This window comes from Thermohahella caldifontis (genome assembly GCF_041153465.1).
In the GTDB taxonomy this organism is placed as follows: Bacteria; Pseudomonadota; Gammaproteobacteria; order Pseudomonadales; family Oleiphilaceae; genus Thermohahella; species Thermohahella caldifontis.
This window is the reverse complement of the sequence record NZ_CP154858.1, coordinates 1,922,860-1,946,431: the sequence shown is the minus strand read 5'-3', so window position 1 is coordinate 1,946,431 and position 23,572 is coordinate 1,922,860. Positions and strand designations below refer to the sequence as shown.

19 protein-coding genes and 2 pseudogenes are annotated in these 23,572 nt (G+C 61.9%); 12 read left to right on the top strand and 9 right to left on the bottom strand.

The genetic code is table 11. The annotated features are described in order from the left end of the window. Positions 1 to 14 precede the first annotated feature (14 nt). Positions 15 to 485 (top strand): nucleoside deaminase, encoded by a 471-nt coding sequence (locus AAIA72_RS09400; RefSeq protein ID WP_369600064.1) that lies wholly within the window; start codon positions 15 to 17, stop codon positions 483 to 485. After that, on the top strand, positions 463 to 939 hold the full coding sequence (locus AAIA72_RS09395) for a YchJ family protein (RefSeq protein WP_369600063.1): 477 nt from the start codon (positions 463 to 465) through the stop codon (positions 937 to 939). Before AAIA72_RS09400 ends, AAIA72_RS09395 begins: the two co-directional genes overlap by 23 nt. Here the strand turns inward: AAIA72_RS09395 and AAIA72_RS09390 are convergent. Genes AAIA72_RS09390 through rep form a run of 3 tightly spaced genes read right to left on the bottom strand, consistent with a single transcriptional unit; the run spans position 934 to position 4,602 of the window. After that, entirely contained in the window at positions 934 to 1,890 is a 957-nt protein-coding gene (locus tag AAIA72_RS09390; RefSeq protein ID WP_369600062.1) for a cation diffusion facilitator family transporter, read from the bottom strand. The genes AAIA72_RS09395 and AAIA72_RS09390 overlap by 6 nt on opposite strands. Positions 1,891 to 1,909: 19 nt before the next feature. Next, positions 1,910 to 2,581, bottom strand: coding sequence for a zinc metallopeptidase (locus AAIA72_RS09385; protein WP_369600061.1), 672 nt, complete (start codon positions 2,579 to 2,581; stop codon positions 1,910 to 1,912). Further along, entirely contained in the window at positions 2,581 to 4,602 is a 2,022-nt protein-coding gene (rep, locus tag AAIA72_RS09380) for a DNA helicase Rep (protein WP_369600060.1), read from the bottom strand. The genes AAIA72_RS09385 and rep overlap by 1 nt, the downstream gene beginning before the upstream one ends. A 159-nt stretch (positions 4,603 to 4,761) precedes the next feature. On the opposite strand from rep, the pseudogene AAIA72_RS09375 reads away from it, so the two are divergent. The 5 genes and pseudogenes from AAIA72_RS09375 to AAIA72_RS09355 all read left to right on the top strand — a co-directional run. Further along, a pseudogene (locus tag AAIA72_RS09375) lies at positions 4,762 to 5,599 on the top strand (diguanylate cyclase); the annotation flags it as partial. Between the two features lie 39 nt (positions 5,600 to 5,638). After that, the gene (locus AAIA72_RS09370) at positions 5,639 to 6,499 is read left to right on the top strand and encodes a putative bifunctional diguanylate cyclase/phosphodiesterase (protein ID WP_369602990.1); all 861 of its coding nucleotides are present in this window, start codon (positions 5,639 to 5,641) and stop codon (positions 6,497 to 6,499) included. Positions 6,500 to 6,571: 72 nt separating this feature from the next. Further along, positions 6,572 to 8,877 (top strand): annotated as a pseudogene (locus tag AAIA72_RS09365) (Tex family protein). A gap of 14 nt (positions 8,878 to 8,891) precedes the next feature. Then, positions 8,892 to 10,460: a glutamate--cysteine ligase gene (gene gshA, locus AAIA72_RS09360; RefSeq protein ID WP_369600059.1), complete on the top strand. Its 1,569-nt coding sequence runs from the start codon at positions 8,892 to 8,894 to the stop codon at positions 10,458 to 10,460. A 200-nt stretch (positions 10,461 to 10,660) separates the two neighbouring features. After that, positions 10,661 to 10,870 (top strand): ribosome modulation factor, encoded by a 210-nt coding sequence (locus AAIA72_RS09355; protein ID WP_369600058.1) that lies wholly within the window; start codon positions 10,661 to 10,663, stop codon positions 10,868 to 10,870. Here AAIA72_RS09355 and AAIA72_RS09350 read toward each other — a convergent pair whose 3' ends face one another. After that, positions 10,871 to 11,278, bottom strand: a complete 408-nt coding sequence (locus AAIA72_RS09350; protein ID WP_369600057.1) for a flagellar basal body-associated FliL family protein — start codon at positions 11,276 to 11,278, stop codon at positions 10,871 to 10,873. It abuts the gene before it with no gap. Positions 11,279 to 11,523: 245 nt separating this feature from the next. On the opposite strand from AAIA72_RS09350, the gene rsd reads away from it, so the two are divergent. Then, the gene (gene rsd, locus AAIA72_RS09345) at positions 11,524 to 11,997 is read left to right on the top strand and encodes a sigma D regulator (RefSeq protein WP_369600056.1); all 474 of its coding nucleotides are present in this window, start codon (positions 11,524 to 11,526) and stop codon (positions 11,995 to 11,997) included. Between the two features lie 50 nt (positions 11,998 to 12,047). Beyond that, entirely contained in the window at positions 12,048 to 13,001 is a 954-nt protein-coding gene (locus tag AAIA72_RS09340; RefSeq protein ID WP_369600055.1) for a WD40 repeat domain-containing protein, read from the top strand. A 79-nt stretch (positions 13,002 to 13,080) separates the two neighbouring features. On the opposite strand, the gene AAIA72_RS09335 is transcribed toward AAIA72_RS09340, so the two are convergent. After that, positions 13,081 to 13,701 (bottom strand): PEP-CTERM sorting domain-containing protein, encoded by a 621-nt coding sequence (locus AAIA72_RS09335; protein WP_369600054.1) that lies wholly within the window; start codon positions 13,699 to 13,701, stop codon positions 13,081 to 13,083. Positions 13,702 to 13,865: 164 nt separating this feature from the next. After that, positions 13,866 to 14,477, bottom strand: coding sequence for a glutathione S-transferase family protein (locus AAIA72_RS09330; protein WP_369600053.1), 612 nt, complete (start codon positions 14,475 to 14,477; stop codon positions 13,866 to 13,868). Between the two features lie 370 nt (positions 14,478 to 14,847). Here AAIA72_RS09330 and AAIA72_RS09325 point away from each other — a divergent pair, with 370 nt between their 5' ends. Beyond that, complete coding sequence (locus AAIA72_RS09325) at positions 14,848 to 15,642, top strand: SDR family NAD(P)-dependent oxidoreductase (RefSeq protein WP_369600052.1); 795 nt, start codon at positions 14,848 to 14,850, stop codon at positions 15,640 to 15,642. Positions 15,643 to 15,683: 41 nt separating this feature from the next. Here the strand turns inward: AAIA72_RS09325 and narL are convergent, their stop codons facing one another. Both narL and AAIA72_RS09315 read right to left on the bottom strand, forming a co-directional pair. Beyond that, on the bottom strand, positions 15,684 to 16,328 hold the full coding sequence (gene narL / locus AAIA72_RS09320; protein WP_369600051.1) for a two-component system response regulator NarL: 645 nt from the start codon (positions 16,326 to 16,328) through the stop codon (positions 15,684 to 15,686). Next, positions 16,315 to 18,153: a HAMP domain-containing protein gene (locus tag AAIA72_RS09315; protein ID WP_369600050.1), complete on the bottom strand. Its 1,839-nt coding sequence runs from the start codon at positions 18,151 to 18,153 to the stop codon at positions 16,315 to 16,317. Before AAIA72_RS09315 ends, narL begins: the two co-directional genes overlap by 14 nt. Before the next feature lie 141 nt (positions 18,154 to 18,294). Here AAIA72_RS09315 and AAIA72_RS09310 point away from each other — a divergent pair, with 141 nt between their 5' ends. Next, positions 18,295 to 20,082, top strand: a complete 1,788-nt coding sequence (locus tag AAIA72_RS09310; RefSeq protein ID WP_369600049.1) for an ABC transporter ATP-binding protein — start codon at positions 18,295 to 18,297, stop codon at positions 20,080 to 20,082. A gap of 6 nt (positions 20,083 to 20,088) precedes the next feature. Here AAIA72_RS09310 and AAIA72_RS09305 read toward each other — a convergent pair whose 3' ends face one another. After that, positions 20,089 to 21,612 (bottom strand): diguanylate cyclase, encoded by a 1,524-nt coding sequence (locus AAIA72_RS09305; RefSeq protein ID WP_369600048.1) that lies wholly within the window; start codon positions 21,610 to 21,612, stop codon positions 20,089 to 20,091. 365 nt (positions 21,613 to 21,977) lie between these two features. Here AAIA72_RS09305 and AAIA72_RS09300 point away from each other — a divergent pair, with 365 nt between their 5' ends. Then, a complete protein-coding gene (locus AAIA72_RS09300; RefSeq protein WP_369600047.1) occupies positions 21,978 to 23,546 on the top strand; it encodes an alkaline phosphatase in 1,569 nt (522 codons plus the stop codon). Positions 23,547 to 23,572 lie beyond the last annotated feature (26 nt).

The following is a 23,572-nucleotide window of genomic DNA, read 5'->3' as shown; positions in this document are numbered from 1 at the left end:
TGGAGCGAGGTGTAATGGACGAAGCGGCATTTCTTGAACGCGCGGTGGCACTGGCTGCAGAACACTCTGCATCGGGAGACTGCGGACCCTTTGGTGCGGTGATTGTAAAGGATGGCAAGGTTGTGGCCGAAGGCTGGAACCGGGTGGTCAGTGGCAAGGATCCCACGGCCCATGCCGAAGTGGTGGCCATTCGCGAAGCCTGCCGCGTGCTCGACACTCACGCTCTGGAAGGGTGCACGCTGTATTCTTCATGCGAGCCTTGCCCGATGTGCTATTCGGCGGCGGTCTGGGCCCGGGTGGATCGGGTGGTCTATGCCGAGACCCGCTCCGGTGCGGCCCGTGCCGGGTTTGATGACGATCGCCTCTATCAGGCGCTGCAAAGCGGTGACCTGAAGCGTCTGGTCCGGATGGAGCATCGTCCGCTGCCTTCTGCCTCCAGAGTGTTCGACGACTGGCTTGCCAATGCTGACAAGCACCCCTACTGATCCCGCGCGCCCGTGCCCCTGCGGCAGCGGGCGCAGTTATGGCGAGTGCTGCCGCCCCGCCCATGCCGGCACGCCGCCGGCGACGGCCGAGGCCCTCATGCGCAGCCGGTTCAGTGCCTTTGCACTGGGGCTGAAGGATTATCTGATCACCACCTGGCACCCGGATTTCTGTCCCGATCAGCTGGATCTGTCCGGGAGTCCCGAATGGGTGCGCCTTGAGGTGTTGTCTGCCCGGGAACAGTCCTTCTCGGCCCAAGTTCACTTCGTGGCCACGTGGCGCTCCGGCAACGACTGGGGATGCCTGGAAGAGCGCTCCGATTTTGTGCGCGAGAACGGGCTCTGGTATTACACCCGCGGAGAGACGCGCGAGTACCCGCTGCATCCGGAGCGCAATGCGCCCTGTCCCTGCGGCAGTGGCCGCAAGTTCAAGAAGTGTTGCCTGGGGCGTTCATGACGCCCGGGACTGTTCGGACGGTGCGCTACAGTTCGGCTGATCCAGGTGACAGGCCGGGCCGTCATCCGCCGTTTCGATCTGGAGCGTGGCATGGCGGATACCGAACCGTTGGTTCAGCATTCCGTTCAGATCCTGTATGAGCCGGTTGTCCGAAGGCCATTGCCGGACCTGAAGATGTGCGGTCAGCGCGGTTTCCGACGTGCTCAGGGGCCAGACATGCAGGTCGTGCAACCCGGTCACCTGCGGATGGGCCAGCAAGGCCTCCTGCACCGCGTCCAGGTCAATGTGGCGCGGTGTGGCGTCCAGCAGGGCGTCCAGGGACTCGGTCAGCAGCTGCCAGGTCCCCACAAGAATGACCAGCACGATGATCAGCGTGATCAGCGGATCCACCCAGAACCATCCGGTCTGCATGATCAGGATGCCGGCGATGACCACGCCGAGTGATACGGCGGCATCGGCGGCCATGTGCAGGTAGGCACCCCGCACGTTCAGATCCGTCTCCTGACCGCGCAGGAAGAGCAGGGCGGTCGCCGTGTTGATGACAACACCCACCAGCGCCACCAGAATCATCGGCATGCTGGCCACCTCCGCCGGATTGGCCAGCCGTTCCAGCGCTTCCCAGGTCATGGCCCCCAGCGCCACCAGCAGCATGAGGGCACTGATGACCGCCGCCAGCACGGTCGTCTTGCGCAGACCGTAGGTGCGCCGCTGGCTGCCCGACCGTCGGGCCAGGGTAGCGGCACCCCAGGCCAGCAGGAGGCTGAGCACGTCACTCAGGTTGTGTCCTGCGTCGGCGATCAGGGCCAGGGAACCGGCCCACACGCCCCAGGCGGCTTCCACCACGACAAATCCCGTATTGAGCGCCACGCCCAGGGCAAAGGCGCGGTCAAACCTTTTCGGTGCATGGTGATGTCCGGCGTGGTCGTGGTCGTGATCGTGTGCGTGTCCCATGAGGTATCTGTCCCTGTATTCAGCGGCGAATGAGGCGCCAGATGAGCAGTATATCAAACAGCGTCGAGGTCGCATAGGTCAGTGCTGCCGCGCGCAGCACCTGGCGCACGGCCGGCACGGCATGATCCGGTATGTAGCCCTCCCTCAGAATCGGCAGTGCCTTGTTGAAGCTGGCGTCCCACTCCAGTGGCAGCAGCACCGCCTTGAGCAGGGCGGAGGTCACGAGCGCGCCGACGAAGAGCAGGGCTGCCGGCAGCATGAGCTGAGGGGCCCGGAACAGGAGCAGGATCAGGGGCAGGGCGAGGATCATCCAGCGTGCGACCTGCTGCAGTGTGGTGGCCAAAGGCCAGAGCCGGATATGCCAGCGTACCAGCGGTTCCTGACGGGCGTGCTGGATGGCGTGACCCACTTCGTGGGCAGCCACCGCCACGGCGGTCAGCGATTTGCCGTGGTAAATGTCGGGGCTCAGCAGTACCTGTCGCTGGTTGTAGTCGAAGGCATTGACACCTTGCGGCGCCTCGGTGACGCGCACCCCTTCCAGTCCGAAACGCTCGATCAGGTGTTCTGCCAGCTCGCCGCCGGTTCCGGGCATGTCCGGAATGGGCTGGCCATGGCGTTTCATCACGTACCGGACCCACAGACCGGGGCCTGTGAACAGGACGATGAAAAGCAGCAATAGAATGACAGGCATCAGGTGTATTTGCTCAGGTCGTCAAACAGGGCATCCAGGGTGGCTCGTGCCTTGCGTCTGGACTGGACCGGATCCGACTGCCCGAAGCCCTCGAACTCCAGATCTTCCTGTGGCAGTTCGTCAAGAAAGCGGCTGGGGGTGGGTTCGAGCTTTTCCCCGAACTGGCGCCGCTGGGCACACAGGGTCAGGGTCAGGGTCTTGCGGGCCCGGGTGATGCCCACATACATGAGCCGACGCTCCTCCTCCACCTGATCGCTTTCGATACTGTTGCGGTGGGGGAGAATGTCCTCCTCCAGCCCCATGATGAACACGTGGGGAAACTCCAGCCCCTTGGAGGCGTGCAGCGTCAGCAGCTGCACCCGGTCGTCGTCATCATCGTCCTCCTGCTGATCGAGCATGTCGCGCAGCACAAGCTTGTTGATGGCCTGCTCAAGGGACAGGGGCTCGTCATCCAGCGGATCGAATTCCATCATGCGGCCGATCTGATCCAGCAGCAGATGCACGTTTTTCAGGCGGCGCTCGGCCTGGGCCGGCGAGGCACTGGTCTGATGCAGCCAGTCCTCGTAATCCACCCGCACGAAGAGCTTGCGCAACGCCGGTACCGGGTCCTCGTCATCAAGATGCTGCTGAACGTCGAGAATCAGGTCGCGGAACGCCAGCAGGTGCTGGATGCCGCGATCCTTCACCCAGTCCGTGAGCCGGGGGTGGTCAATGGCCCGGAACAGGCTGCAACCTTCCGCATGGGCACACTGGCTCAGCCCTTCCAGGGTGGTCGGCCCGATCTCCCGGCGGGGCACATTCACCACGCGCAGGAACGCCGCATCGTCATCCGGGTTGACGGCCAGTCGCAGATAGGCCATGGCATCCTTGATTTCGGCACGGGCAAAGAACGAGGTGCCGCCGCTGAGGCGGTAAGGAATCTGGAAGGCCTGGAGCTTCACTTCCAGCAGGCGGCTGTGATGGTTGCTGCGATAGAGCACGGCAAAATCCCGGTAGCGCGCCTTGCGCTTGAGGTGCTGGTCAACTATCTCGGTGGCGATGCGTTCCACCTCGGCTTCCTCGTTGGCACAGCGCAGTACCCGGATGGGTTCGCCCATGCCCAGCTCACTCCAGAGCTGCTTTTCGAACACGTGCGGGTTGTTGGCAATCAGCACGTTGGCCGCCTTCAGGATCCGGGCCGTGGAGCGGTAGTTCTGTTCCAGCTTGATGACCTTCAGACCCGGGAAGTCCTTCTGGAGCCGTACCAGATTCTCCGGCCGGGCGCCACGCCAGGCATAGATGGACTGGTCATCGTCCCCCACCACCGTGAAGCGGGCATGCAGCCCCACCAGCAGCCTGACCAGCTCATACTGGCTGTGGTTGGTATCCTGGTACTCGTCCACCAGCAGGTAGCGAATGCGCTTCTGCCAGCGTTCCAGCACTTCGGGATATTGCTGGAAGAGCAGCACCGGCAGCAGGATCAGGTCGTCAAAATCCACCGCGTTGTAGGCGCGCAGGTAGGCGGTATAGCGTTCGAAGAGCTCCGCCGTGTGCACGTCATCGTCGGACAGGGCCTTGCGCCGCACGGCCTGGGGCGTGAGCAGATCATTCTTCCATGCCGAGAACTGGTTGAGCAGTTCGTCCGGCGTCTGGGGGGTATCCGGGTATTCACGGGTGATGAGATCGCGGATCAGGCTGCGGGCATCTTCCTGATCAAAGATGGTAAAACCGCTGCGCAGGCCCAGGCGTTCACGTTCCGAGCGGATGATGTTCAGGCCCAGATTGTGGAAGGTGGCCACGATCAGCCCGCGTGCCACGGGGCCGGACACGAGTCTGGCCACCCGCTCCTTCATCTCCCGCGCGGCCTTGTTGGTGAAGGTCACGGCCGCAATATGCCGGGCCGCGTAGCCGCACTCCTGAATCAGCCAGGCGATTTTCTGCGTGATGACGGAGGTCTTGCCGCTGCCGGCACCGGCCAGCACCAGCAAGGGACCATCAATATAGGTGACAGACGCGCGCTGACGATCGTTGAGGCGATTCATGGGATCTCCGGTAAACCACCATTATACCAGTCCCGTACACAATCTGTGACCTGTCCCCCAATGAAAAACATTGTGAAATGCCAGCGCCTGAACTAAACCTAATACAAGGCAACATCACCCGAGAAAACGCCATTGCGGCGGGAACAGGCAGGTCAGATCATGGATACGCAGCACCCCCGTCAGGACGACATGGCAGGATTGAGTCGGCAACCGGTTCTCTTTCTTGGGGAGGACCATGGCCGCTATGCCCAGATCCAGGGCATGCTGGCGGAAGCCGCACCGGGCTATCGCGTCCAGTGGTGCCAGTCGCTCAGTCTGGGGCTGGATGTGCTGACCCGGCGTCAGTTCGCTGCCGTGCTGTGGGACAGCCAGCTGACCCAGGATTCCATGGTGGACAGCCTGCGCCGTATCGTGTCCCATCTGGATGCACCCGTCATCGTCATGACCGGCGACCGGGATGATCAGGCCATCCGCAACTGCCTGGTTGCGGGTGCGCAGGATGTGGTCGGCTGGTGGGAGGCCACGCCGGCTTTGCTGGCGCGGACACTGGATCGTGCCGTGGCTCGGTACACGGCGCTCCGGGACCGGCGCTTCCGGGAGGGCATTGACAACCTCACCGGTATCAGCGACCGGGAGAGTTTCTATGAGCAGGCCGCACAGGCCATCCGCAGGGCGGAGCGGGAATCCCACAGCGTGGGCGTGGTCTATCTGAATGTGGATGACTTCCGGCGTGTGAACCAGAGCCTCGGGTTCCGGGCTGGCGACCAGCTCATCCGCATGGTGGCACTGCGTATCCGCGACACCCTGCGCAGCTGCGACATGGTCGCCCGCATGGGGGGACGAGTTTGCCATTCTGGTGGAAAACGCGGATGAACTGTTCAATGTCATCGAGGTCATGCGCAAGCTTCGCCGCGCCTTTGGGGAACCCTTCGTGCTCGGGCAGAAACGGGTCATCCTGAGGCTGAGCATGGGGGCGGCCGTCTGGCCCCGTTCCGGGCGTACGGCAGAGGAGCTGCTGCGCCATGCCCAGGCAGCCATGCATGAAGCCAAGATGGATGAAGGCACCGGGTTCCGCTTTTATAACGATTCCATCAACCGGGAACTGAGCTATCGTCTGGAACTTGAGGCGGACTTTCGCCATGCCCTACGCAGCGATCAGCTCCAGCTCTTCTACCAGCCTCAGGTGGATCTGGAAACCGGCCGCATTGCCGGGGTGGAAGCGCTGATCCGCTGGCCGCACCCCGAGCATGGCCTGCTGTACCCGGGTGATTTTCTCGAGCTGGCCGAGCGCAGCGGCATGATTGTCCCCATGGGGTACTGGGTGCTGGAGCAGGCGTTGAAGGCCATGGCGCGGATTCGCGAGCACGGGCATGATGAGCTGGGTTGTGCCCTCAACCTGTCAAGCCGGCAGTTTCAGGATCCCAAGCTCACGGAAACGGTCATGCGGCTGCTGCTGGCCAGCCCGGTTCCGGCCCATGTCATCGAGTTCGAACTGACCGAATCGGCCATGCTGGCGGACAAGACCCATACCCGGCGCTGCATGGAGGAGTTGTCACGTATCGGCGTGCGCTTTGCGCTGGATGATTTCGGCACCGGCTATTCCTCGCTCAACTACCTGCGCAAGCTGCCGGTTTCTACCATCAAGATTGACCGCAGTTTCGTGGAAGGCATCCCCGAGTCGGAGGACGACTGTGCCCTGGTGCGCTCCATGATCGACATGGCCCACAGCCTGCGCCTGCATGTGGTGGCGGAGGGCGTGGAACGACCGGCCCAGCATGACATCCTGGCCCGCTGGGGCTGCGATCTGGGGCAGGGTTTTCTCTACAGCCGCGCGGTGCCGCTGGACGAGCTGCTGGTGCAGCTGGATGCCCCCCTTCATCAGGCTTCGGACGCCTGAACCGGATTTTCTGCTTTCCGTGCCCCCCCGCTCGGCTATAATGCCGCTTTGCCCGTCAACATGAAGAGTGCAATGAACAGCATTTATACCCGAATTGCCGAGGAACTGGGCGTCCGTGACGCTCAGGTGGAAGCAGCCGTCCGGCTGCTGGACGAAGGGGCCACGGTGCCCTTTATCGCCCGTTACCGCAAGGAAGTGACCGGTGCGCTGGATGACACCCAGTTGCGTACGCTGGAAGAGCGGCTGACATATCTGCGTGAGCTTGAAGACCGCAGGCAGACGGTCCTGCGTTCGATCGAGGAGCAGGGCAAGCTGACAGACGAGCTGCGTGCGCGCATTCTGGAAGCGGACACCAAGAACCGCCTCGAAGACCTGTATCTGCCCTTCAAGCCCAAGCGTCGGACCAAGGGGCAGATTGCCCGGGAAGCCGGACTGGAACCCCTGGCGCTGGCACTGCGGGACAATCCCGCACTGGATCCGAGACAGGAAGCGGCAGCCTATGTGAATGCCGACAAGGGCGTGGCCGATGTGGATGCTGCCCTGGAAGGGGCGCGTCACATACTCATGGAATCCCTGGCCGAGCAGGCGGATCTGCTGGAACTGCTGCGCAACTGGCTCTGGGACGAAGGCATCCTGCGTGTGCGGGTGGTACCGGGCAAGGAAACCGAAGGTGCCAAGTTCCGTGACTACTTCGAGCACGACGAGCCGCTCAAGGGCGTGCCCTCTCACCGGGCACTGGCCATATTCCGCGGCCGCAATGAAGGGGTGCTGACCTACAACATCGGCGTGCCGGACGAGCCGGAAGACCGGCGCACACCCCATCCGGCGGAACTGAAGATCATCGCCTGGGCCGGATTCCGCGACCAGGGGCGACCGGGGGATGCCTGGCTGCAGGAAGTGGTCCGCTGGACCTGGCGGGTCAAACTCTCGTCCAGCCTGGAAACCGACCTTATGGGCCGCCTGCGCGAACGTGCCGAGGAGGAGGCCATCAAGGTCTTTGCCGCCAACCTCAAGGACCTCCTGCTGGCCCCTCCAGCCGGACCGCGTGCGGTGATCGGCCTTGACCCGGGCCTGCGAACCGGCGTCAAGGTGGCGGTGGTGGACCCCACCGGCAAGCTCGTGGCACACACGGCCATTTTCCCCCATCCGCCCCAGAATCGCTTTGAAGAAGCTGTCCGCATCGTTGCCGAGCTGTGTCGTGCCCACAAGGTGGAGCTGGTCAGCATCGGCAACGGCACCGCCTCCCGGGAAACCGACCGTTTCGTGGGGGAGGTCATCAAGCGCTATCCGGAACTGGGACTGACCAAGGTCATCGTCAACGAGGCGGGGGCATCCGTGTACTCGGCCTCGGAACTGGCCGCCAGGGAGTTTCCGGATCTGGATGTCACCATCCGGGGGGCCGTCTCCATCGCCCGGCGCCTGCAGGATCCGCTGGCGGAGCTGGTCAAGATCGACCCCAAATCCATCGGTGTGGGCCAGTATCAGCACGATGTGTCCCAGGTCCGGCTGGCCCGGGCGCTGGATGCCGTGGTCGAGGACTGTGTGAACGCCGTGGGTGTGGACGTGAACACCGCATCCGTTCCCCTGCTGACCCGGGTTTCCGGTCTGACGGCAGGCATCGCGGAAAACATCGTGCGCTGGCGCGACGAAAACGGCCCCTTCCGTGACCGCAAGACACTGCTCAAGGTACCGCGCCTGGGGGAAAAACCTATGAACAGGCCGCCGGCTTTTTGCGTATCATGAACGCAGACAACCCGCTGGATGCCTCGGCCGTGCACCCGGAAGCCTATGGCGTGGTCGAGCGCATTGCGGAGAAAACCGGACGCAGCATCAGGAGCCTGATCGGGGACAGCGCCTTTCTCGCCAGCCTCAACCCCCGGGACTTTGTGGATGACACCTTTGGCGAACTGACCGTGCGGGACATCCTGCGCGAGCTGGACAAGCCCGGCCGTGACCCGCGCCCCGAGTTCAAGGTGGCCAGACTGGCAGACGGCATCGAGAGCCTGTCCGACCTCAGGCCCGGCATGGTCCTGGAAGGCACCGTCTCCAACGTGACCAACTTTGGTGCCTTCGTGGATATCGGCGTGCATCAGGACGGCCTCGTGCACATCAGCGCCCTGTCGGATCGTTTCGTCAAGGATCCGCGGGAAGTGGTGAAGGCGGGCCAGATCGTGCGGGTGAAGGTGCTGGAAGTGGACATGGCACGCAAGCGTATTGCACTGACCATGCGCCTGGATGATACCCCGGCCCCGCAGGACAAGCGGACAGGCAACCGGAGCGAGGGCCGTACACGTCAGCAGCCACGCAAGCCGGCGGGTCCCGCGCCCACCGGGGCACTGGCACAGGCCCTGCTGAACGCCCGGCGCAAGAAACGCTGAAACAGGAAACCGGAATGAGCAGACTCGAGCAGCATATTGACGCCCTCGGCGGGCAACGCCTGAACATCCTCCAGACCCTGCGCCGCGGCGTGGAGAAGGAAGGCCTGCGGGTGGATGCGGAGGGCTTCATCAGCCAGACGGATCACCCGAAGGTACTGGGTTCGGCCCTCACACACCCGAACATCACGACGGACTATTCCGAAGCGCTGCTCGAACTCATCACGCCCGTGACGGAGAGCGTCGACGACCTGTTCGATGCACTCGGCCGTATCCACCGCTTTGTTCAGGCCAACCTGCCGGAAGGCGAGGTACTCTGGCCGGCTTCCATGCCCTGCCGGCTGGCGGGCAACGAGAGCATCCGCATTGCCGAATACGGCACGTCGAACCTGGGGCAGCTCAAGCATGTCTATCGTCGCGGGCTGCACTGGCGCTATGGCCGCATCATGCAGGCCATTGCCGGGGTGCATTTCAATTTCAGCCTCACGGACCGCTTCTGGATGACGCTCCAGGATGTGGAAGGCAACACGGACAGCCTCCAGGACTTCAAGTCTGCCCGCTACTTTGACCTCATCCGCAACTTCCGCCGCCACAGCTGGCTGCTCATGCGCCTGTTCGGGGGCTCGCCCGTGGCAGACGAAAGCTTTGTGGACGGCAAGCCCCACAATCTCCTTCGCATGGGACCGGCGACGCTCGGGTTGCCCCATGCCACCTCCCTGCGCATGAGCGATCTGGGATATCAGAACCATGCCCAGGCCTCGCTGAAGGTCTGCTTCAACGGCCTGAGCAGCTATCACAGCACGCTGTACAAGGCGACTCACACACCGTACCCGCCCTACGAGGCCATCGGCGTCAAGGTAGACGGGGAGTACCGCCAGCTCAATACCCACATTCTGCAGATCGAGAACGAGTATTACAGCACCATCCGGCCCAAACGGGTCACCCAGCCGGGCGAAAAGCCCCTGCAGGCCCTGTGCCGTCGCGGTGTGGAATACATCGAGGTGCGCTGTCTGGACCTGAACCCCTATGCACCGCTGGGCATCAAGCCTTGGCAGGTGTTTTTCATCGAGGCATTTCTGCTCTGTTGCCTGCTGGACGATGCACCGGTGGTGCCGGATGAGGAATGCGATCACATTGACCGGGACTTTGCCCTGACAGTCAGCCGCGGACGCGAACGCGGACTCAGGCTGGAACGGGTGGGGGATACCCTGGAGCATGAAGGGGAGCGCCTGATCCGGAAGATCCGGCGTGTGGCGGACTGGCTTGCGGATGCCGGAGAACCCCGTTACCGGCAGGCCGTGGATCAGGCACATGACTGGCTCATGGCACCGGAACTGACACCGGCTGCGCGTGTGGCAGCGGGGATCAGGGCCGAGGCCACCTGCCATAACAGTTTCATGATGGGGCTGGCGAAGCTGCATCAGCAGGCCTTGCGCGAGGAAGGGCTGACAGCGGATGAACAGGCCGAATTCAGGGCCCTGTCCGAAGCGTCACTGGCGGCTCAGACGCGCCTGGAGGAAGAAGATGCGCTCACATTTGATGCCTATCTGGCGCAATACATGCAGGAAGCGCTCAGCCCCTGCTGACCGGCCCCGGAGCCGAATGAAGAAAGTGCGATCTGTTGCACTGGATCTTTGGTCAATCTCTGTTACATTTGATTACAGGTAAGGATACAAACATTTACGTATGTTGCCGGCAGGGCTGAACAGGTAGGATCGTTTCAATACGGGTCAGGAATAGACCAAAAGACCTATAATCACAAGAAACGAACAGAGAGAGCGCGGCCATGGCCAATCAATTGAGCCTGAACTGGAATCTGGAAACACTGAACAAGGCGTACCGCCAGGGGTACATGGCCGGGTTGCTGAAGCTCGACCGCAGCAAGTGTCCGTATCGTGGCGATGTCGTGGTCGCCGCCTGGGAAGCCGGTTGGGAAGACGGACTCAGCGTGGCCGAGCAGGAAGCCCGCGGCAACGGCGAGAACAAGATCGCCTGATTACTGCACTACAAAGGAGGTGAACAGCAGGTCATCCACGACCGGGCGGTTCTCCTCCTTCTTGAAGAACGCCTGGACACGCTTCAGGGCTTCCTTTCGCACCGCCTCACGTCCCTCCACGGAACGCAACTGGTCTGCCGGCGTTGCCGTCAGCAGCATGACCATGATATTGCGGATGTACGGCATGTGCTGCTCCACTAGAGCCGCCGCCGAGCGGGTCAGCACCTTCACGGACGCATCCACCTTGGCAAAGCGCATCTTGCCCCCCGGTGACTGCACATTGAGCACGAAAGAGGGCTTGAGGTCGATGTACTGAAGCAGGTCATCCGGCGCCTCGGCCGCACGGGTACTCGCGGCAGCGAGCATCAGCGACAGGGCCAGCAGAAAGGATGGGATGCGAAGCGTCATCAGTGTCATGTACATGCCGAATCAATGGGTTGGCTTTGCATCTGAGCCTAGTTCAGGCCGTGCGATACGTCAATAGCAGGCGTGTAACTGTCTGCAAAGTGAACACTTACACGGAACAAAGCGTAAAACTTTCAAATTTGCCACGAATTGGCCTTGAGACGCCCGTACCCTTTTGCGTATATTGGATAGCCGATAACGATAACAGTCAAAACACGCAGTAGCCATCGGGCAGGGGGACACGTACGATGCTGGAAAATTGCAAGAGTGCCAAAGAACGCTGGGGAGGCGTCAGCGAGATCATTGACCGCTGGCTTCAGGAGCGTCAGGAACTGATCGTGCGCTATTACGATCTGGTTTCCGTGGACAGCTTTCCCGACGTGGAAGCGGCCGTTCAGCATCTCCGGACATTCTGTCAGTTGCTGGTGGATTACGCATCTGCCGGTCATTTCGAAGTGTTTGATCAGCTGATTGCCGAAGCACGGGCCTTCAATGATGGCTGCGAGCAGATCGCCGACGAGCTTCTGCCCAAAATTCAGGTCACTACCGAAAAGTTGCTGGACTTCAACGACGAATTCGACCAGACGCCCGAAGAGATGGAAGCGCTCAAGGCGCTGCTGGTTCAGCTGGGCGAGCTCGGTGAGACGCTGGAAGAGCGTTTCTCGCTGGAAGATGTCCTGATCGAGAAAATTCACCGCGCCCACGCCTCACAAGTCGCCTGAATCTGCGCTACACTTGTACGATCTGAAAACGTGCAGGTGCAGGAAATTCCATGCAAATCCGTAGATGGGTCCTTTTGCTCGCCTTGCTGGTGCTTGCCGGCTGTGAGGCAAAAGGGCCCGCAGAAACCTTTGAGGTGGCAGTTCAGGGCGTGCTGGACAGCGCCCTGTCCGAAGACGGCAGCAAGGCCGTCATCGCATCCATCCATCATGGTGGCAGCCTCTGGGACGTCACCTCCCGTTCGCGTGTCTATAACTGGAACCACAAGTCGGGCGAATTCACCGTGCTGCGTGCAGTGGCCATTTCCGGGGATGGCCGCCGTGCCCTGACCATCCGCGAAAGCGATATGGTGGTCTGGGATGCCACGAATGGCCAGGCCCTGCACTTCTGGCGCGCCCCCGACAAGGTGCTCTCGGCCACACTCTCGGAAGATGGCCGTCACGCCCTGCTGGGGCTGCAGAACAATCAGGCCATCTACTTTGATGTGGAACAGGGGCAGACGCTCTATGCCTTTGATCATGGAGCCGAAGTCTACGGTGTGGCGCTCAGTGCCGACGGCCGCTTTGCCCTGACCGGCTCGGATGACTTCAAGGCTCGCCTGTGGCGTTTGGATACGGGAGAGCGGGTGCAGACCTTCGAGCACCGCAATCAGGTCAAGACGGTGGCGCTCAGTCACGACGGGCGGCTGGCCCTCACCACGTCACAACGCGAGGATGTGGTGATCTGGGATACGGAGAGCGGCAATGCCCGGAACCGGCTGCCCTTCACCTACAAGAACTTTGTCTCGGCACGCTTTTCCCGGGATGACCGCCAGCTTGCGCTGGGTGGCTTTCAGGGGGATGTCTATCTGATGGATGTCAGCTCCGGCAGTGAGCTCGGGCACTGGCGCATGAAGCCGAAGAAAGTGGTCGGGCGCGGCTCCAGGGCCATTGATGCGCTGGCATTTACCGGTAATGGCCTGGTGGCGGTGACGTCGGATGGCCAGGTGCAGCGTTTCAGCCGCTAGCGAATCATGAAAAACCCGGCCAATGGCCGGGTCGTTGTGCGTTCATGGCGTGGGGGATACGGTTTCGGAGCGTACCGTATCAGGCTGACCGGACCCTGCGCGTCCGCCGACCCAGTATCAGGCCCGCGACACCCAACACCAGCAGGGCCAGAGTATCCGGCTCAGGCACACTCACCACCTTCACCCAGGCCCGCAGGTGCGAAAGCTGCGGGGTATTGCCGCCATTGTTCAGTATGCCGCTCATGCTCCAGCTGCCGGATGTGGCACCCTGGACATCAAAGAGCGCAAAGCTGTTTGCGCCCTTGAGAGTGATGAAGTCGACGGGGGCAGAGGTCATCCAGGTTCCCGTCAGCCAATCACTGGAGCTGACAGACACGCTCGGCACGATTGTAAAGAAAACTGACGGGACCGGAGCCGGAGGGGGAGGTGTAAATTCCCCGAACAGGCTGATGTCCGTGACCACGCCGGTTGCGCCCAGAATGGCAGCCTCGACGGCGCTTTCGGAGTCACCGCCTCCAGTATTGGTATAGATACCGTCTCCCCCATTGGGATAGTGGGATGAGGAACCGGAAATGCAACCGTCAGCCACCAGATCTATCGCGGGGCCGTCCTTGCAGAAGAGTACGGGAGAGGCCATGGCCATGTGTGACAGGGCGACGCCGGAAAGGATCAGACTGAGTGAGCGGATCAGGGTAAACATGAGGTGACTCCTGGTTATCGTGCTGTGGCTGTTCAGCGGTGTGAACATGAACGCAAGCGCCGTGCCGTGAGGCCGACAATCCATGCTAACCAGCGAGTTGGCGTGGTCGTCAGGGAGGGGGCCGTACGCGGGCCCCGGGTTGGTGTAAAGGATGTTGACAGATGTCAGGCTTGTGCGCTGGGCCGGGCCGAGACTTCGTCGTACCAGCGCCTGAGGTTCGGGTGCGCGTCTGTCAGCCGCAGGTTGTTGACCTTGTTGAAGTCCACGGTGCAGAGCAGGGTGATGTCGGCCACGGTGAACCGGTCACCGGCCACAAAGGGGGTGGTGGCCAGGTGGGCATCCATCATGCCGAACATCTTTTCGGCGCGGTCGCGGCACAGTTCTCCCCATTCCCGGACCTGGGGCTTGTAGGCCTTGAAATAGTCGCTCAGATGCTGAAAGGCCATGCCGGTCGGGAGCATGAAATAGAACTCGATGCGACGCTGCCACATTTCCACCAGGGCCTGTTCCCGTGCGTCGCGCCCGAACAGGTTGGGTTCCGGGTGCAGGGCTTCGAAATACCGGCAGATGGCGATGGTTTCGGAAATGAAGGTCCCGTCGTCCAGTTCCAGCACCGGTACGGTGCAGAAGGGATTCATTTTCCGGAATTCGGGCGTGAGATGCTCCCCCTTGCTCAGGTCCACCTGTACATATTCGATATCCGTGATGCCTTTCTCGGCCAGAAAGATCCGGACGCGACGGGGATTGGGGGCAATGCGCATTTCATGAATTTTCATGGTCTTTTCCTGCGGTTCCTGTCTTGTTCTTGTTCAGAGGGTTGATGGACTTGCTCAGGCATAGGTCATCACACTTTGCCGGTCCGGTGCAAGCGGGCTGTCCGGAGAGGTGATAGGATTGAGCATGTCCGGGACATCAGCCGGCATGGCGGTTTCCGTTTCCGAGTGATGGATCGGGAATGATGGCAGCTCCCAAACCGGCGGTCAATCAGCGCGTTATATGCGTTCACGCTGGTCAGCAGAGGCTGAAAAATGATAATGTGTTGCGTTGACGATGCTGTGGTGTCCTGCCCCTGACCGGGCAGGGCACGGGGTCCGGCAGGCGTCAGTGTGATGGCACTGAACAGGACAAACAGGGAGCACGACAACCATGACTGAACGGCGAAGGGTATTGATTACGGGCGCATCGGCAGGCATCGGCAAGAGCTTTGCGCGGGTGTTTGCCGAAAACGGCTGGGACACGGTGCTGGTGGCCCGGCGCGAAGACCGGTTGCAGGCGCTGGCAACAGAGCTGACGGAGGCATACGGGGGAGATCACCGGGTCTTTGCGGCCGACCTGGCCAGAGTGGGGGCACCGGCAAAGATTGAAGCCTTTGTGAAGGAGGCGGGGCTGAGCATTGACGGCGTGGTGAACAACGCCGGTTACGGCCTGAAGAAAAAGTTTCTGGAGGCCAGCTGGGAAGAGCACCGGGCCTTCATGCAGGTGCTGATGGTCTCCCTCACCGAGCTTTGCCACCGTTTTGCGCCGGCCATGGTGGAACGCGGATTCGGGCGCATCATCAATGTGGCCTCCATTGCCGCTCACGCACCGGAATATCCGGGCAATCTGTACAACGCGGCCAAGGCCTACGTGCTCCACGCCACGGAAGCCCTGGCTCTGGAGCTCAAGCCCCGGGGCGTGCATGTCACGGCGGTCTGTCCCGGCTTCACCCACACCGAGTTCCACGACAACATGGGGGTGAAGAAGGCTCTGGCGGGTGTGCCGTCCTGGATGTGGATGGATGCGGATGAGGTGGCCCGGCTGGGCTATGAAGCGTCCATGCGCGGCCAGACCGTGTGCGTGACCGGCTGGGTCAACAAGGCGCTGGTCGGACTCATGCGCCTGATGCCCTACAGCATGCGCGAGCGGGTGGCCGCGAAGCAGAAGGTGGTCATGAAGGATTGAGTGTCGGGTTCAGTCCGGGCATGACGACCGGGCAACCGGGCTCAGAGGTTCTCGGTTGCCCAGACGGCCGCCTCCACACGAGAGCGGAAATTCATCTTCTTGAGCAGATTCTTGACATGTACCTTGACGGTGCCTTCGGTGATGTTGAGCTGCGCGCCGATCATCTTGTTGCTCAGGCCTTCCTTGATCTTCACCAGAATCTCCCGTTCGCGTGCCGTCAGCAGATCGAGCTTGCTGGACGGCCCGTTGTCGCGCTGACGGATGGCATCGGCGAGCACATGAGCCAGTTCATCGCTGATCACCGTTCGCCCGGCCGCCACGCGCCGGATGCTGTCCAGCAGATCTTCCGGCTCGGCATCCTTGAGCACATAACCGTCGGCACCGTTGCGCAGACAGGCCAGCACATCCTGTCGGTTATCTGAAACGGTAAAGACCAGGATGCGGCAGAACACATCGGCCTCGCGCAGGTTGCGCAGGGTGTCCAGTCCGCCCATGCCCCGCATGTTGAGGTCCAGCAGAATGACATCCGGCTCGTTGGCCACGGCCTGACGAATGGCCTCCTCCCCTGTGGCCGCTTCGCCGGCCAGCTCGAGATCAGGCTCCAGTTCCAGCAGATCCCGGATGCCCTTGCGCATCATGGGATGGTCATCAACAATCAGTATGTGCACGGTGTCATTGGACGACATGAGGTACCACCTTCAGTAACAGTTCAGCCTGACGCTGATGGGTAAATGTGACGCGGATGCGTGTGCCGGTGCGGCCATTCTCCGTGATGGCACCGATTTCAATGGTCCCGTCAGGCAATGCCCGGGCGCGCTCCTCCATGATGCGCAGACCGTGATGGTGCAGGGGCGAACTGCCGGTGTCCAGGCCGCACCCGTTATCTTCTATCAGAAGTTCCAGCCTGCCGTCCTGGGTATCACTCAATTTTACCAACGCTTTCGTGGCACGGGAATGTTTGACCACGTTGGCGAGCGCTTCCCGGACGATCTGCAGCAGGTGGATTTCATCGTTGGCATCCGGTGTGTAGTCGCTCACTTCCCAGCTCAACTGAATTTCCAGGCTCTCGCCCCGGGCCGCAAATTCGGCACAGGCGCCGCGAAGGGCCTGTTCGAGTCCGGGTTCGCTGATCTGAAGCCGGAAGGTGGTCAGCAGTTCGCGCAGTTGGCTGTATGCGGCATTGAGGCCTTCCCGGGCTTCAGCAAGGGTGGCTCGCAGATCATCGTACCGGGCCAGCTCCAGCAGTCGGTGTCCCTTGGTGAGCTGGATTTTCAGATAGGCCAGAGACTGGGCCAGGGAGTCGTGCAGGTCGCGGCCAATGGCCGTCCGCTCTTCGTGGAGTGCCGCCCGGGTGCTGTGCTCGTGCTCCAGGTGGTCACTGAGGGCCTGTACGATGAGGGAGGCCAGCATGGCACAAACCTGGTGTTGCCAGGGTTCGGCCGGCTGGCTGAAGTGCACGATGAGCAGGCCCAGTTCCCCCTTGGCCGAGCTGAGCGGGAAGCACAGCCGGGTTTCCGGTGCCTGTTCGCAGTCCCGTCTGGTCTGGTCAATATCGGGCGCGGTCAGGCCACGCAGTACCGGGCTGCTTTCCGTGTGCAACTGACAGTATTGAACCGGAGTTTCCGATTCCGCCAGACAGAGAATCAGCTCCCGGGCGTGAATGGCCTTTTTCATGCGGATGAGGGCAGCGCGCAGCGTGTGACTGCTGATGGGTTCGGCGTGCAGATCACCACTGATGGCAAAGAGGGCGTTGAGCCCTTCGTTTCGGGCATTGAGGGCCCGGGTCTGGTGGGCCACTTCTTCTTCCAGCTCGTGATAGAGCTTGTCCAGCTGTGCGCTCATGGCGTTGAAACTGGCCGCCAGACTGCCGAACTCATCCTGGCGGGTCAGGTTCAGACGGGTGTCAAAGTGGCCGGACTCCAGCCGTTGATGAGCGTTGACCAGCTGAGACAGGGGGGCCTGAACGCGGTTGCGGATGAGATATACCATGAGTGCGCTGGTCAGCAGAACCGTCAGCAGAGCCAGCAACTGAATGGTGCGCATCCGGGAGACCTTTTCTTCGGAATCCCGCTGAACACTGAGCACGAACTGATCAATTTCATCCACCAGCTTCTCGACAGATACCCGAATGTATTCCGGAGGCAGCGCCATCTTTTCGAAATGGGCTTCAGCCTCTGCCCAGTGTTGGCGTATGGCGGCCAACTGGCGTTGTGATTCGGGGCTGCCGGCATCGAGTACCGGGTTTTCAAGGCGCGCCTTCAGCGACTGGAGTACGTTATTGACCCGCTCGGTATCTCTAGTGGTATAGGCGGTGTAGTACGTCAGGGCAGCCCGGGTGCTGAGCATTCGGAGGGAGCCGGCGATATCGATGCGTTCGGCGTCCTGGCTCATTTGTTCCGTTGCCGTCAGAGAAGCGGTATAGCCGGCCAGTGCGGCCAGGACGACGAGCGCAAACGCGCCCAGAATCTGGTAGGAAACGGATGCAAGTAGCCGGCTCGACAAACGTATCACACTGACTACCTCCGCAGATGGCTGCATATTTCTCAAAGGATATACTCTCCGTGGACCATCCCGAACAGTCAAGCTCGAATTGGAATTCAGCATGAACTCAGAACGGGTACAATAATCCACTTTGAGTGATTGAGGTGCCCCGTGTCCCGACCTGCTTTTCAGTATTCCTGGCGTGATCTCATGCAACGGGTGCTGGCCCACCGCCGCGAGCTGATCCTGGCGAACCTGATAGCCGTGGGCGCCACCCTGGCGGCCGTACCGGTGCCCCTGCTGCTGCCCGTGCTGGTGGACGAAGTGCTGCTCGGTCAGCCCGGTCCCGTGTTGCCGGCCATGCACGCGCTGTTGCCGGAGGGCTGGGGCCGGCCTGCCGTGTATATCGGACTGATGGTGCTCTGTGCACTGGGGCTGCGTCTGCTCTCGCTGGCACTGAATGTATGGCAGACACGGCAGTTCACCCGCATCTCCAAGGACATTGTCTATCGCATGCGTACCCGCCTTCTGGACCACATGGGACGGGTGGCCATGCGCGAATACGAACAGCTGGGCAGCGGTGCGGTGGCATCCCGGTTCATTACCGACATCAATACACTGGATGAATTTCTCGGCACCACCATCAGTCGGCTGGTGGTGGCCTTGCTGACCATTCTGGGGACGGCGGCCATTCTGATCTGGGTGCACTGGAAGCTGGCCTTGCTGATCCTGCTGCTGAACCCTGTGGTCATTCTGATGGCAACCCGGATCGGCCGGCGGGTCAAGGCGCTGAAAAAGGCGGAAAACCAGGCCACGGAGCGCTTTCAGGGCGTGCTGACCGAAACCCTCGATGCGATGGCCCAGTTGCGGGCGGCCAACCGGGAGCCCCACTACCTCAAGCGTCTGGCCGGCCTGGCGCGGGTAGTGCGCGATCACGCCACCCGCTACCACTGGAAAAGTGACGCTGCCAGCCGCTTCAGCTTTACCGTCTTCCAGTTCGGGATTGACGTGTTCCGGGCCGCAGCCATGCTGACCGTACTCTATTCGGATCTGTCCGTCGGCTACATGCTGGCGGTCTTCGGCTACCTCTGGTTCATGCTCCTGCCGGTTCAGGAAATCATCAACATGCAGTACAAACTGTTTGCCGCCAGAGCCGCCCTGCAACGCATCAACGGCTTGCTGGCCCTGCAGCCGGAACCGGTCTGGCCGCATCGTCAGAACCCGTTCGAGGGACAGAAGACGGTCAGCGTAACCGTGGATCACCTCAGCTTTGCCTACGATGACGCCCCCATACTCAATGACGTGTCGCTGCACATCGCAGCAGGCGAGAAAGTGGCGCTGGTGGGTGTCAGCGGCGGCGGCAAGTCCACGCTGGTGCAGTTGCTGCTTGGGCTTTACAGCCCGGATAGCGGAACCATTGCCTACGGTGGCGTACCGGTTGAGGACATCGGGTTAGATGTGGTGCGCCAGCATGTGGCCACCGTTCTGCAACACCCGGCCCTGTTCAATGACAGCGTGCGTGCCAATCTGACGCTGGGCCGTGACCTGCCGGATGAGGCCCTCTGGCAGGCGCTGGAGGTGGCCCAGTTGGCGGACACGGTCCGGGCCATGCCTGACGGACTGGAGACCCAGGTGGGCCAGCACGGGGTACGCCTGTCCGGTGGTCAGCGGCAGCGCCTGGCCATCGCCCGCATGATGCTCAGTGATCCGAAAGTGGTCATCCTGGATGAAGCCACCTCGGCACTGGACGCGGAAACCGAATACCGCCTGCACCGGGCGCTGGATACCTTCCTGCAGGGTCGCACCACCCTCATCATTGCCCACCGATTGAGCGCCGTGAAACAGGCCCAGCGGGCCTATGTGTTCGAGGATGGCTATGTGGTGGAGGAAGGTCATCACGACGAGCTGCTGCGACGCAACGGGCTTTATGCCCAGCTCTACGGTGATCGTCAGCACTGAGCCGTCTCAGGCGGCGACCATGACCTGATCGCGCCCGTTGGCCTTGGCCGCATAAAGGGCCTGATCTGCCCGGGCAATGGTGGCGTCAATGTCGGTGTCGGTGGTCTTGTTCTGGGCAATGCCCATGCTCACGGAGACGGTGAGGTCACGGTCCTGATGCGGCAGGCGGATGGCGCGGATGGCCTGCTTCAGCCGCTCCGCCAGATGGCTCGCGTGATGCAGGTCGGAGTCGCGCAGAAAGAGGATGAATTCTTCTCCACCCCAGCGTGCTGCCACGTCCGCCTGCCTGACGGCCGCCTTCAGGGCCTCACCGACGGCGACCAGCATGTCATCGCCCACCGTGTGTCCCCACTGATCATTGAACTGCTTGAAGTGGTCGATATCCAGCATCACGATGGCATAGCGGAAGGGTTCTGCGGATCCGGATTTCGCGGAGGACTGACTGCGGACGTAGAAGGCGCGGCGGTTGAACAGACTGGTCAGGGGGTCCAGTGAAGCCTGGCGGCGTGTGCGGTCGTGTTCGGCACGCATTTCCCAGAACCGGGCGGAGACCGCTGCAGCCAGCAGAATGGCCTCGACGGTCATGCCGGCTTCCGCGGCGTGCCAGGTCAGTCCCGTGAAGGGCATCCAGCCCCATACGGCCATTGCTGTCGTCAGCGCGCCTGCAGAGCCGAACGCCACGGCTACCAGAAAGTACCGGGCGGCCAGTGCACCGTGGCGCTGGCAGACGATGCCCAGGGCGAGCATGAGCACGCCATAGGCCGTGGCGGCACCGAAGGCCAGGGTGACGGCGGCGGCCTGACGGTCGGCCAGCACGAGCACGGCAAGCAGGCCGATGACGGCAGCCATGCCGGTACGGATGCCCCGTGCAAGACGCGGGTGGGTGGCCGGGACATCCAGAAAGGCCAGTGCCAGCATCAGCCCGCTGCAGGCAAACAGGACCATGAGCACCGGCTGGGCCCACTGCTGAATCAGCGGGCTTTCCGGCCACAACCACATGAAGCCGTGCCCCGTATAGCCCATGTTCATCAGTGCGAAGGCGCCCACGTACAGGGCATAGAGGATGTGACGCCGGTCCCTGAGCCCGGGATAGAGGACAAGATTGTAGAGGACCAGCGCCAGCAGGAACCCGTACAGGGCGCCATAGAGGTAGCGCTGTGCCGTACGTTCGGATGCCGCTCGCGCCGGTGTCAGCAGGCGGGTGGAGAAGGTCATGACGTCCGGCGTCTGCACGCGTATATGGATGCGGTTGTCGCCAGGCGGAAGTTCAAGCGGGATTTCAATGCGATGCGGGACAAAGGTGGCCGGATCGAAAGGCTGCCGGTCTCCCGTGTGCACCTTGTGGATCAGGCGGCCGGCCTGAACCAGGTACACCTCCACATTGTCCAGCCAGGTGGTGCTCAGAACCAGAATGCGGGTCAGAGGGCGGGCCGTTGCGTTGATGGCGTCCAGCCTGAGCCAGACGGGCGTGCGGCCGATGCCGCGGCTGAGAACCGGCCCCTCAAGGGCCTGAAACGGCTGTCCGGCCATCCGATCCCAGCCGGTCTCCGGCGGGATCGGGGATCCTCCGCGGACCAGTACAGAACCGGAGCCGGATCGGGCGAGGCCTGTGCGGCGTCGCCGGGTGCATTGGCGGTGGCATGCAAGACACCGAACACCAGCAGCACGACTGCAAGAAGCTGGATCACATGAACGGTCCTGTCGCGTAATGTTTCAGTATAGCGCACTTTCCGGCCCTTCCGGAAATCAAACCCACCGTGCGGCGGGCTGAAACCGCTTTGTCACCGAACGGTCAGAAAACTGCAACGCTGACCTTCCACAATTCGCCGGGACACACCCAACCACACATCAAGAGGAATCACATGCTTAGAGCAACAGTATTGGCGTTAGGATTCATGGCGGCACTGACTTCCCCTGAAGCTGTCCAGGCGGCGAATCCCACCCATCCGGACAAGGTCAGGAATGTCATTCTGCTGATCGGTGACGGTATGGGACCGCAGCAGATCGGGCTGCTTTCCTACTATGCCCACAACGCCCCCCACTCGGTCTACAACGGACGCACGCCGGCCATTGAGCAGCTCATGAATGAAGGCGTCACAGGTGTGGTCCGCACCAATCCGGCCCATGCGCTGGTGGTGGATTCGGCGGCAGCCGCGAGCCAGCTGGCGACGGGCAAGCTGGCACCCAGCGAGGCACTGGGAGTGGATGAGGACGGTCACGTGGTGGACACCGTGCTGGAACGCGCGGAGCGCATGGGCAAGGCCACAGGTCTGGTGTCCGATACCCGGATCACCCATGCTACACCGGCGGCCTTCGGTGCCCATGTTGCCCACCGGTCACAGGAAAACGAGATCGCCGTGCAGTTGCTGAACGCGGATGTGGACGTGATGCTCTCCGGTGGCCTGCGTCACTGGATTCCCAAATCGGTCAACGAAAAGGGCGTCACCCATGACGCCATCCGCAAGCAAACGGGTGGTCATATCAAAATCAAGTCCAAGCGCAAGGATGAGCGCAACCTGCTGGCCGAGGCCGAGGCGAAGGGGTATGCGCTGAGCTTTGACCGCACCTCACTGATGCAGGCAAAGGGTGACAAGCTGCTGGGGCTGTATGCCTACTCGGGGATGGATGATGGCATCCGCTACACGCACAGCAAGAACGATCCCGGGCGCTGGCAGCCGAGTCTGGCAGAGATGACGCGCAAGGCTCTGGACGTGCTCAGCCGTGACCCGGATGGCTTCTTTCTGATGGTGGAAGGCGGACAGATCGACTGGGCCGGCCACAATAACGACGCGGCCACGATGCTGCACGAGATGCTCAAGTTTGATGAAGCCGTCCAGGTCGTGATCGACTGGGCAAAAAACCGGAAGGATACCTTGGTTGTGCTCACCGCTGACCACGAAACCGGCAGCTTCGGTTTCAGCTACTCCCGGGCCAACATTCCCACGCCGGAAAACCTGAAGGGTGAAGTGTTCAGGAATCACCCGTACCGGCCCAATTTCAATTTCGGAGATTTCAGCCTGCTGGATCGCATCTACAACCAGAAGCTGAGCTTTGCCGACATGTTTGATGAATGGCGCAGCGGCGAGAAAACTCCCGAACGGCTGATGGCCATCGTCAATGCCAACAGCGAGTTCGACATCACGCTGGACGAGGCCAGGGCCATCCTGGCGGATGAACCGAACACCTACCGGCTCAAGGGGCACAGCTATCTCGATGCGGAAACCTTCCCGAAAGTCTGCGACTTCAAGGCCTTCTATGTGTATGGCGACGAGGTGCGCACGGATCTGCTCGCCCGCATGATTGCCGAAGACCAGAATGTGGTCTGGGGAACCGGCACGCACACCAGCACCCCCGTGACGGTTACCGCGCTGGGCCCGCAGGGCTGGGAGATGGCCTTCAGCCGCATTCAGCATGCGACACAGGTGGGGCAGGTGATCAATGCCGCACTGGGAGCAGACAAGTGAGCCCGGAGGCCTGATCCGGCGCCCGC